The organism is uncultured Neptuniibacter sp. (genome assembly GCF_947498015.1).
Taxonomy (GTDB): Bacteria; Pseudomonadota; Gammaproteobacteria; order Pseudomonadales; family Balneatricaceae; genus Neptuniibacter.
Genome location: NZ_CANMIR010000005.1, coordinates 188,639 through 200,614, shown reverse-complemented (window position 1 = coordinate 200,614; position 11,976 = coordinate 188,639). Strand labels below are relative to the sequence as shown.

Here is an 11,976-nt window from a genome sequence, read left to right as displayed (position 1 = left end):
TTTCAGTAAATATTGTAGATCTCTGGCATCGCGCTCTGGTCATGAACATCAACATTAAGGTCTTTGATCACACCATCCTCAATACTGTAGATCCAGCCATGAACAGCCAGCTCATGCCCCTGCTGCCAGGCGCGCTGAACCACCTTGGTTTTACAGATATTGGCCACCTGCTGCTTAACATTAAGCTCACACAAGCGATCGACCCGGCTATCTTTGCTGGGCTCTTCCGCAAGAATTTCACGATAGCTGTAACCGATATCTTTAATATGGCGCAGCCAGTTATCGATCAGGCCCAGGTCCTGGTTCCCCAGCGCTGCCCGCACTCCTCCACAGCCGTAGTGCCCACAGACAATAATATGCTTCACCTGCAGAACCTCTACTGCAAAGTGCAGTACCGAGATACAGTTCAGATCCGTATGCAGAACCAGATTCGCGATGTTCCTGTGAACAAACAGCTCCCCCGGCATCAGGCCGACAATCTCATTCGCAGGTACCCGGCTATCGGAGCAACCGATCCAGAGATACTCAGGCTTCTGCTGCTCTGCCAACTGCTGGAAGAAGCCGGGATGGCGCTCTTCCATCTGCTCTGCCCACTTTTTATTGTTCGCAAGAAGGTCGTTTAACATAGCCCCCTCCTACTGCACCAACATGGAATCGGCGCCCTGAATTTCAATTCCGGCAATATCGGCATCACCCGCAAGCAGTTGTATATACTGATTGACTGAACGGCGATAACTACTCTCCTGCAGATATTGACGAATCTTCTGTTCAACCGTTTCAAACGGTAACTGTTCACCCTCAACCTTCTGATCGATGCGAACAATATGGTAGCCATAGCGGGTTTCAATCGGGCGCGAAGAAAGCCCGACATCGAGGGAGAAAACCTGACGTTCAAACTCCGGTACAGTCTGCCCTTTGTCCAGCTGCCCCATCTGACCACCGACCTCTTTTGAGGGGCAATCCGAGTACTGTTCAGCTAATACCGTGAAGCTCTCAGGCTGTAACGCTAACTGTTGTAAAATTTTGTCAGCTAGCGCTCTCTTTTCATCGCGCTGTTCCAGATCCTGTGGATCTGCACCCAGCAGGATGTGGCTGGCGGCAATCAACACCGGTGTTTTGAATTTCTCTTTATTCGCAGTGTAGTAACAGAGACAGCTCTCCTCATCAGCGCTTGAGAGGGTCACCTCCTGCTCCAGTAACCGCGTAACAATATCCTGATCATCGGCTGAATCTTTCTCCGTAGCGAGCCCTAACTGCAGGGCACGCTGCCATAACAGCTCGCGGACCACGAGCGATTGAGCGGCTTGCTGGCGCGACAGCTCCATCGATTCCGCCGGATAATACTGCATCTCCTGTAATATGGCGTGTGGATCGATCACAGTCCCGTTGACGATCACATCTGGAAAATCCGGGGCTTCCGAAGAGAGTGTTGTGGTATCTATAAGCTGCATGGCAGGTTCCTCACTAGGCTATTCGAGGGATTCCACACCTGCACCAGGTACAGGTGTGGAACAGTGCTTAACGCTGGCGTACGATCTGGTAACCCCGAGCGAAATATTTCACCGGCGCGCTCCAGATATGCACCATTCGAGTGAATGGGAAGACCACAAACATAGTCAGCCCGACAAAGATGTGTAGCTTGTAGATAAAGCCAACACCCACCAGATGACTGGCCGCATCCGCTTGTAAAGTCACCAGACTCTGAGCCCAGCCTGCCAACAGCAGCATGACACTACCGTCAAGATGGCCCATAGAGAATGGGATGGTCAGCAGCCCCAAAGTCACCTGCACAAACAGCAGTATCAGGATAAAGATATCTGCCTTGGTGCTGGTTGCACGCACACGTGGATCACCTAAACGGCGCTTCAGCAGAAGGAAGGCACCGATCCAGCACGCAATACCTGCTGCGCCACCGGTAATAATCGCTAACAGCTGCTTATTACCGCTGGAGATAAACGGTTCGTAAACCGCATGCGGGGTAAGTAAACCCACCAGATGTCCGAAGAAGATGAACAACACGCCCACATGGAACAGGTTGCTCGCCAGACGGAAACCTTTTGAGCTTAACATCTGACTGGAACTCGCCCGCCAGGTGTATTGCTCCCGGTCGTAGCGAATCCAGCTGCCGATCAGAAACACTGCACCGGCGAGGTAGGGGTAGACCCCAAATAACAGATCATTAATGTATGACATAATTAGTCTCCCGGGCCCCTCAGGAGCCTGTTGGTCCTGAAGGCGATGGTTGTGCACTTGGCTGAATCTGTAACGGTTGAACCGCTCCCAGCTCTTCACGCCGTTGGTTCAGGAAGCTGTCACCACAGGCTTGAGCACCCTCTTGTGCACTCCCCTCGGTGAAACGAACCATCTCCTCTTCCCAGACTTTATCCAATGCATCCGGTGTATCATCACGCGCTTCGGATGCTACTTTCTCTTTCAGCTCCTCACGTTCGACCACCACACCCGTCAGGCTCAACAGAGCCTCAAAGAGCACCGCATAGCCGCTTTCACGCTTATGCAGGCGCGCTTCCAGCAGTGCCAGAATATGACTGACATCCGCCAACCACTGACGCACTTCCTGTTCAGGTCGGATAGACAGAAACTCAAGGAACAGTGGAATGTAATCAGGCAGCTCCCGCTGGCCGATCATGAACCCCTGTTTTTCGTAAACCGCCATCAGATCCACCATCGCCTGGCCACGGTCACGGCTTTCGCCGTGAACGTGCTCAAATAACAGCAGTGAGATTGAACGGCCGCGATCAAACAGACCGACATACTCCTCCTGAAGATCCATTAGATCAGAGGTGCAGAGCTGGTCGGTAAATTCGATCAGCGCTGACTTCTGTGCATCATCCAGAAACGGATCATTACGCAGCTCAGTGGTCAGCTCCTGACGGCCTTCCAGCAGTTCCGCTTCGGGATAGTCCATCAGAGCTGAGATAATTTTTAGATTACGCATCAGTCAACTCCTTCGGATCTACCTGCTTCACGCCACTGATCTTCTCGACCATGGTCACATTCTGCTTTTTCGCCCCGAACAGATTGAACTCAGTTTCACCTCCGGCACAGCCGTTACCAAAACTGAAGCCACAGCCGTTACGTTCCGGGAACGCTTCCTTCGCCAGTTCACGATGACTGGTTGGAATAACGAAACGATCTTCGTAGTTGGCGATCGCCAGATAGCGGTACATCTCTTTTGCCTGATGTTCAGTCAGACCGGCATCTTCCAGCACCTGCAGGTTGATCTTGCCCTCGACCTGCTCATCACGTTTGTAAGCACGCATTGCCAACAGACGTTTGAGTGCAGTCAGTACTGGCTTTTCATCACCGGCAGTCAACAGGTTTGCCAGGTACTTCACAGGTATACGCAGGCTATCCACATCCGGGATCGCACCGTTCATACCGATCTGACCAGCATCCGCAGCAGACTGGATCGGGCTCAATGGAGGTACATACCAAACCATTGGCAGCGTGCGGTATTCAGGATGAAGCGGCAGTGCCAGCTTCCAATCCATCGCCAGTTTGTAAACCGGTGACTGCTGAGCCGCTTTGATGACGTTATCTTCCACACCATCTTTGCGCGCCTGTTCAATCACGGCCGGATCAAACGGATCCAGGAAGATCTCCAGCTGTTTCTCGTACAGATCCTGTTCACTACCCGCCGCGGCCACTTCTGCGATACGATCCGCATCGTAAAGCATCACACCGAGGTAACGGATACGGCCAACACAGGTCTCAGAGCAGACCGTTGGCATACCAGATTCGATACGTGGGTAACAGAAGATACACTTCTCAGATTTACCGGTTTTCCAGTTGTAGTAGATCTTTTTGTATGGGCAGCCACTGACACACATACGCCAGCCGCGGCACTTATCCTGATCGATCAGAACGATACCATCCTCTTCACGCTTATAGATCGCACCACTTGGGCAGGACGCTACACACGCAGGGTTGAGGCAGTGTTCGCACAATCGCGGCAGGTACATCATGAAGGTGTTCTCGAACTGGCCGTAGATATCCTTCTGCACGTTATCAAAGTTTTTATCTTTGGAACGCTTGGAAAACTCTGTACCCAGAATCTCCTCCCAGTTCGGGCCCCATTCGATCTTGTCCATACGATCACCGGTGATCAGTGAGCGTGGACGTGCAACCGGCTGATGCTTACCTTCCGGCGCGTTATGCAGATGCTGGTAATCGAAATCAAACGGCTCGTAGTAGTCGTCGATCTCTGGCAGGTCCGGGTTGGCAAAGATATTAGCCAACACACGCCATTTCCCACCGATACGCGGCTCTATGCTGCCATCCGCTTTACGGATCCAGCCACCTTTCCACTTATCCTGATTTTCCCACTCTTTCGGGTAACCGATGCCCGGCTTAGTTTCAACGTTGTTAAACCAGCCGTACTCCATACCTTCACGAGAGGTCCAGACGTTCTTACAGGTGATTGAGCAGGTGTGACAACCGATACACTTATCAAGGTTCAGCACCATGCCTACTTGGGAGCGAATTTTCATTTGGCTGCCTCCTGAATGTAATCGTTGTTCTCACCATCCAGCCAGTCGATGTTCTTCATCTTACGAACCACAACAAACTCATCTCGGTTTGAACCTACGGTACCGTAGTAGTTGAATCCATAAGCCTGCTGCGCATAACCACCGATCATATGGGTCGGCTTAGGACATGCACGGGTCACAGAGTTATGGATACCTCCTCGGGTACCGGTTGTTTCTGCACCCGGCACATTCACAATACGTTCCTGTGCGTGGTACATCATGGTCATACCTTCGTTGACACGCTGGGAGACCACCACACGTGCAGCAATCGCACCGTTAGAGTTAAAGATCTCGACCCAGTCGTTATCTTCGATGCCCACTTTCTTCGCATCGACTTCAGACATCCAGATAATCGGACCACCACGAGACAGGGTCAGCATGATCAGGTTATCGGAGTAGGTCGAGTGGATACCCCACTTCTGATGCGGTGTGATCCAGTTCAACGCGATCTCAGGATTACCATTAGGCTTCTTATCCATGATCGGTTTAACCGACTTGGTATTGATCGGCGGGCGATAGACCAGCAAGCTCTCACCGAAGTCACGCATCCACGGATGATCCTGATAGTACTGCTGACGACCGGTCAGGGTACGCCAAGGGATCAGTTCATGAACGTTGGTGTAACCCGCGTTGTAGGAGACATGCTCATCTTCCAGACCCGACCAGGTTGGCGAAGAGATAATCTTACGCGGCTGTGCCTGTACATCGCGGAAGCGGATCTTCTCCTCCTCTTTGGGCTTCGCCAGATGGGTATGATCCAGACCGGTTGCTTCACCCAGGGCTTCCCAGGCTTTCACCGCCACCTGACCATTGGTCTCAGGGGCCAGACTCAGAATCATCTCGGCAGCATCGATCGCTGTTTCCAGTTTTGCTCGACCTTCATGCGTGCCCTCTTCCGAGTGCGTCCAGTTAAGTTTCTTAAGGAAATCGACCTCTTCCTTAGTATCCCAGGTGATCCCTTTACCGCCATTCCCCAGCGATTCAAGCAGAGGTCCGACAGAGGTGAAGCGTTTGTAAACATTCGGGTAGTCACGCTCAACTACTGCCAGGTTTGGCAGAGTTTTGCCGGGTACCGGATCACACTCACCTTTTTTCCAATCTTTAACATCGTACGGCTGAGACAGCTCGCCCGGTGTGTCATGTTGCAGCGGGACAGTCACCAGATCTTTCTCAACACCCAGATGACCCACACAGACTTCGGAGAATTTCTCAGCGATGCCTTTGTAGATATCCCAGTCAGAACGTGCTTCCCAAGCTGGATCAGTCGCAGCTGACAGCGGGTGGATAAACGGATGCATATCCGATGTGTTCAGATCATCTTTCTCATACCAGGTCGCTGTTGGCAGTACGATATCGGAGTAGAGACAGGTGGTGGACATACGGAAGTCCAGCGTAACCAACAGGTCCACTTTGCCCTCTGCACCCTCATCGTGCCATTTAACCTCTTCCGGTTTTTTACCCCCTTCTGCGCCCAGATCTTTACCTAGCAGACCATGATTGGTACCTAACAGGTACTTCAGCATGTACTCATGACCTTTACCGGAGGAACCCAGCAGGTTAGAACGCCAGATGAACATATTGCGCGGGAAGTTCTGCGGGTTATCCGGATCTTCCGCAGCAAAACCTAAAGCCCCTGACTTAAGCTGCTCAACCGTATATTCCTGCGGTGTTTTGCCTGCAGCTTCAGCCGCTTTTGTCAGCTCAATAGGGTTAGTACTCAGCTGAGGCGCCGATGGTAACCAGCCCATTCGCTCGGAACGGACGTTGAAATCGATCAAACTGCCGCTGTACTTGGACTTGTCTGCCAATGGTGACAGAATTTCATCCACTTCAAGCTTCTCATAGCGCCACTGGTTCGAGTGGTTGTAGAAGAAGGAGGTACCGTTCATGTGACGTGGTGGACGCTGCCAATCCAGGCCGAACGCCAGAGGCAACCAGCCGCACTGTGGACGCAGTTTTTCCTGCCCTACATAGTGTGCCCAGCCACCACCGGTCTGACCGATACAGCCACACATCACCAGCAGGTTGATCAGACCACGGTAGTTCATATCCATGTGGTACCAGTGGTTCATACCGGCACCCACGATGATCATGGAGCGACCTTTAGTCTTATCTGCAGTGTCTGCAAACTCACGTGCGATCTGGATCACAACCTTGCGGTCCACACCGGTAATCTGCTCCTGCCATGCCGGAGTGTATGGTGCGTTATCGTCGAAGCTCTTCGCTACGAAGTCACCGCCCAGACCACGGTCTACACCGTAGTTCGCCAGCATCAGGTCGCCGACGGTCACCAGCAGAGATTCACCACCGTCTGCCAGCTTGATCTTCTTGGCCGGCATGTTGTGGTGGATAACGTCTTCAAACTTGTTGTTGGTGAAGTATTCGTTCTCTACACCACCGAAGTATGGGAAGCCCACGGAAACCACTTCGTCGTGGTTTTCCAGGAAAGTCAGCGCCAGATGGGTGTCTTTACCTTCACCACCCTCTTTCGCTTCGATATTCCACTTACCCTTCTCACCCCAGCGGAAACCGATGGAGCCGTTTGGCGTAACAAAGCTGTTGCTCGTTTCATCAAACGCGACGGTCTTCCAATCCGGGTTGTTGTCCTGACCCAGGTTCTTGTCGAAGTCGGCAGCACGGATGAAACGACCCGGAACATAGCTACCATCTTCACGCTGATCCAGCTGAACCAGATGTGGCATGTCGGTGTAGCGACGAGCGTAATCGGTAAAGTATTCGCTTGGCTTGTCGACGTGGAACTCTTTCAGAATGACATGGCCCATCGCCATTGCCAGTGCAGCATCAGTACCCTGTTTAGGGTTCATCCACTGGTCACACAGCTTGGCAACTTCAGAGTAGTCCGGAGTGACGGCAACCGTCTTAGTACCCTTGTAACGTACTTCTGTGAAGAAGTGAGCATCCGGTGTACGTGTCTGAGGGACGTTGGAACCCCATGCGATCACGTAGTTAGAGTTATACCAGTCCGCAGATTCTGGCACGTCAGTCTGCTCACCCCAGGTCATTGGGGACGCTGGCGGCAGGTCACAGTACCAATCGTAGAAACTCAGGCAGGCACCGCCAATCAGTGACAGATAACGTGCACCTGCGGCATAGGAGACCATCGACATCGCAGGAATGGGCGAGAAACCGATTACACGGTCCGGGCCATAGCTTTTGATGGTATAGGTATTTGAAGCTGCGATGATCTCGTTAACCTCATCCCAGCTGGAACGAACAAAACCACCCTGTCCACGAACAGATTTATAGGATTTAGCTTTGTTCTGGTCTTCCACGATCGAAGCCCAGGCTTCAACCGGGTCTGCATGTCTGGATTTAGCTTCACGCCACAGCTTCAGAAGGCGTTTACGAATCGTCGGGTACTTCAGACGATTCGCACTGTAGATATACCAGGAATAACTCGCACCACGCGGGCAACCACGTGGCTCATGGTTAGGTAGATCAGGTCGGGTACGCGGGTAATCGGTCTGCTGGGTTTCCCAGGTAATCAGACCGTTTTTCACGTAGATCTTCCAGCTACAGGATCCGGTACAGTTTACACCATGGGTGGAACGCACAACTTTATCATGCTGCCAACGCTGGCGATAACCATCCTCCCAATCACGGCTCTCCGATGTCGTTTGACCGTGACCGCCGGCAAAGTCTTCCGGCTTCTGTTTTTTAAAATATTTTAGTCGATCAAGCAAATGGCTCATGTCATATCTCCTGAAACCCCTTGGTCAGGACTAAGTCCACCAGCGATGGACTTGGCAATTTACCCGGGTTCGCTTTTGCTTCAGCCTCTCTGAAGCAGAAACCGTTCCCGGATTACGGCGTGTCTGTTTCAGATCGCACTGCATCCCTGTAGCCCGATCTGCGTTTACTGTGCTCATCAAAGTACGTCAACTTGCCCTGAGGACCGTTGATCCAAATCAATACTAAAAGCCAGCAAAATCCTTACAAATCAATAAGTTACCACTTTAGAGGTATATCTATATGAGCGTCTAACTCTCTGATTTAAAAAGGAATAATCGAAAAAGAGGTATAACAGGGGATAGTCTATTTTTTGTACGGAATTCTTAATGGGTAGCCTGAATATCCAGCTATGTATGGAGGGTGGGAGAGCTGAGTATCAGGCATAAAAAACGGGATCCGAAGATCCCGTCAAACCCTTACGAGGGGGTGTTATGGATTCTTAAACTCCGCTTTAGGACTGAGGTAGTACCACCAGTTCAGCAACAAACAAACCGCGTAGAACACTGCAAAGCCATAGAGTGCGACTTCAGGTGTTGCCAGCTTGATCTGCTCACCGAAGATCTTAGGAATCAGGAAGGCACCGTAAGCCGCAACCGCAGAGGTCCACCCCAGCGCAGGACCCGCCTGCTCTTTCGGGAACACCATCGCGATGGTACGGAAGGTTGAGCCATTACCGATACCCGTCGCTGCGAACAGCACCAGGAACAGGATCAGGAAGGGAACAAAGAACTCTTCCGGCGTTGCTGACTGATAGGCCGCTTTCAGGAAGTAAGCCACACCCAATGCACTGGCGATCATTACAATCGCGACATACTGGGTCACTTTAGCACCACCGACTTTATCCGCAATCCAGCCACCCACCGGACGGATCAGGGCGCCAATAAAAGGTCCCATCCAAGCGTACATCAGAGCGGATGGGCCATTCGCGTTAACCGTATCATGGGTCAGAACACCATCCACCATCAGGTGCTGGTAACCAAAGACCACTTTGATCGCCAGGGCAAAACCCGCGGAGTAACCGATAAAGCTACCGAAGGTCATGGTGTAGATAATGGACATCACCCAGGTATGTTTATTTTCAAAGATCTTAAACTGACGCTGCAGATTCGGTTTGATATCTCCCGGAATCATCTTCATCAGCATCACGGTACCGAAGAGGATACCCGCAATCACTGGCCATTTTGCCCAACCCGGTGCCCCCATACCCAGAGGGGCAGGTAGGATCACATAGAGACCACAGGCTGCTGTAAAGAAACCGATCAGCAGCATGCCGGTAATTTTCGACATCGCGCCACCGGCAGAACCGATATCTGGAGATACGGCATCGGTACGGATGTTGTTCATGCCGAACCAGCCAGCAATCGCCAGCGGGATCAACAGCACCAACCAGATAAAGCCGGCATTGTGGATATAGGTTTCAGAACCCGCCGGGATCTTACCGATCAGCGTACCGGAGGTGTTTTCCAGAATCATCGGTGTGCCACCGAAGATACCGAAAGTCATCACCAGTGGAACCAGGATCTGCATAGTGGTTACACCTGCATTACCCAGACCTGCATTCAATCCCAACGCCAAGCCCTGCTGACGTTTCGGGAAGAAAAAGCTGATGTTGGACATTGAGGATGCGAAGTTACCACCACCGATACCGGATAGGAATGCCAGAATCTGGAAGACCCATAGCGGCGTATCTTTATCCTGCAGAGCAAACCCCGCCCCCGCTGCTGGTAACATCAGCAGCGCAGTGGTGAAGAAGATCGTATTCCGTCCACCCGCGATACGGATAAAGAAACTGCTGGGAATTCGCAGTGTTGCACCGGTCAGACCGGCAATACCCGCCAGGGTGAACAGTTCAGCTTTTGCAAAAGGGAACCCAAGGTTCAACATCTGAACCGTAATGATGCCCCAGTATAACCAGACGGCGAACCCACAGAGTAAACTGGGGATGGAGATCCACAGATTCCGGTTCGCCACTTTCTTGCCTTCGGACTCCCAGAACTTAGTGTCCTCGACATCCCATTTAAGTAGATCAGACATAACTGATTCTCCAGGCTTTAACCGAGCAATCGCCTCTGCGCTGCTCTAATATTGCGTTCAAATGGCACCTTCCAAGCAACTAACCCCAAGCCGGCATTTACCGGTGTCAGCCATCCTAAGCGTCCAGGTTTTCTTTCAGAAAGTTATTCTGGATCGCGTCCTGCAAACGCTGCCGCTGTTCCTGGATGCTGATGCCGTAGTACATGGTGACCATGCACAGGGCGAGCAAACCATAGAGCAACATGAAACAGGAGCTACGAACCCCAAACAGGTCTGTTACCAGACCGAATGAGATCGGCAGTACAAAACCACCAATCGCTCCCAGCAGTCCCACCGCACCGCCGACTGTCCCCATTCGATCCGGGTAATAGTCGTACACCATGCGAAAGACGCTGGCTTTGCCAAATCCCATTGCCACGCCTACAACCATGATCAGCACAGTAAACATCCAGACCGGCATCTCGAGCATGAACGTCATGTTCTGCTCGATGCCATGAATCGTCATCGTTGTAGGTGGATAGGAAAGGAAAAAGAGACAGACCAGACAGACCCAAAAGACTGTCCAGTTCACCCGACGCGCACCCAGCTGATCGGCACACCAGCCTCCGATAACCCGTGTCAGCGCTCCGGGAACGGTAAACAGCAACGTCAGAAATGATGCGGTCTTAAGATCAAGACCGTATTGAGTTACGTAGTAATCCGGCAGCCACAATGTCAGCGCGACATAACCCCCGAATACAAAGAAATAATAGAAGCCAAAACGCCAGACCCTCAGATCTTTCAGGGGGCTCATCAACTGTTGCAGCTTTGGAACTCGCTTCTGCTCCGCCCGGCGCTGATGGATCGGATCATCCTGGGTCAATAACCAGAACAAAGCGGCGAGCAGCACCAGTACAAACGCATAGGCGACCGGAGCCATACGCCAGCCGTAAGCGATAATGATCAGCGGTGCGACCAGATTGGTCAGTGCTGCTCCCAGGTTACCTGCGCCAAAGACACCCATCGCTAACCCCTGATTTTCACGGGAAGCCCAGGAGGAGACATAGTGAATTCCGATCGCGAAACTACTGCCGGCCAGGCCTATACAGAAGCCAAGCAAGAGATACTGCCAGTATGTTTCAGCATAGGAGAAGGCATAGAGCGGAATACTGACCACCAAAATCAATCCGGTCATCAGTTTTCTCCCCCCTAAACGTTCAGAGAGCATCCCCATCGGCAAACGCGCCAGCGCACCACTCAGAATCGGTGTTGCTACCAGAATACCGAACTCGGTTTCACTGAGCTGGAGTTCATGCTTTATCTGTACTCCGATCACCGATATCAACGTCCAGGCAGCAAAGCAGGCAGCGAACATCAAAGTGCTCATAATCAGTGCTGATATCTGCTTTTGAGTTTCCTGAGCCATGCGTTTCTCGGCGGTGATAAAATTGCGATAAGTCAAAACCTATACCCTTAGGGAGGGGTCAGGTATTGATCGAAATCAACATATAACCTGCTGAAATTCAGGCAGTTTTCCAAAAATACCTCTTTAGTGGTACCTCTTATAAACTTTGTAACCCGCTGTTTTAACTGGTAATTTGTACTGATAAATTGAAGGCTTAAAAAAACGCTTTCGTACAGCTGGTTCTTTATGAGTACC

At 51.7% G+C, this 11,976-nt stretch carries 8 protein-coding genes; all 8 read right to left on the bottom strand.

Features of this window, described 5'->3' with window-relative positions; all coding sequences use genetic code 11:
- Window positions 1-2 precede the first annotated feature (2 nt).
- The 8 genes from can to Q0882_RS08540 all read right to left on the bottom strand — a co-directional run bounded on the left by can (window position 3) and on the right by Q0882_RS08540 (window position 11,778).
- Window positions 3-626 carry a carbonate dehydratase gene (gene can, locus Q0882_RS08575; protein ID WP_299180189.1) on the bottom strand — a complete coding sequence of 208 codons (624 nt, stop codon included), beginning with the start codon at window positions 624-626 and terminating at the stop codon, window positions 3-5.
- A 9-nt stretch (window positions 627-635) separates the two neighbouring features.
- Complete coding sequence (locus tag Q0882_RS08570; RefSeq protein WP_299180186.1) at window positions 636-1,451, bottom strand: peptidylprolyl isomerase; 816 nt, start codon at window positions 1,449-1,451, stop codon at window positions 636-638.
- Window positions 1,452-1,518: 67 nt separating this feature from the next.
- Entirely contained in the window at window positions 1,519-2,193 is a 675-nt protein-coding gene (gene narI / locus Q0882_RS08565) for a respiratory nitrate reductase subunit gamma (protein WP_299180183.1), read from the bottom strand.
- 19 nt (window positions 2,194-2,212) lie between these two features.
- On the bottom strand, window positions 2,213-2,956 hold the full coding sequence (narJ, locus tag Q0882_RS08560; protein ID WP_299180181.1) for a nitrate reductase molybdenum cofactor assembly chaperone: 744 nt from the start codon (window positions 2,954-2,956) through the stop codon (window positions 2,213-2,215).
- On the bottom strand, window positions 2,949-4,511 hold the full coding sequence (narH, locus tag Q0882_RS08555; protein WP_299180178.1) for a nitrate reductase subunit beta: 1,563 nt from the start codon (window positions 4,509-4,511) through the stop codon (window positions 2,949-2,951). The genes narJ and narH overlap by 8 nt, the downstream gene beginning before the upstream one ends.
- Window positions 4,508-8,263, bottom strand: coding sequence for a nitrate reductase subunit alpha (locus Q0882_RS08550; protein ID WP_299180175.1), 3,756 nt, complete (start codon window positions 8,261-8,263; stop codon window positions 4,508-4,510). The genes narH and Q0882_RS08550 overlap by 4 nt, the downstream gene beginning before the upstream one ends.
- A gap of 469 nt (window positions 8,264-8,732) precedes the next feature.
- The gene (locus tag Q0882_RS08545) at window positions 8,733-10,337 is read right to left on the bottom strand and encodes an MFS transporter (protein WP_299180172.1); all 1,605 of its coding nucleotides are present in this window, start codon (window positions 10,335-10,337) and stop codon (window positions 8,733-8,735) included.
- Between the two features lie 115 nt (window positions 10,338-10,452).
- Window positions 10,453-11,778 carry a nitrate/nitrite transporter gene (locus tag Q0882_RS08540; protein ID WP_299180170.1) on the bottom strand — a complete coding sequence of 442 codons (1,326 nt, stop codon included), beginning with the start codon at window positions 11,776-11,778 and terminating at the stop codon, window positions 10,453-10,455.
- Window positions 11,779-11,976 lie beyond the last annotated feature (198 nt).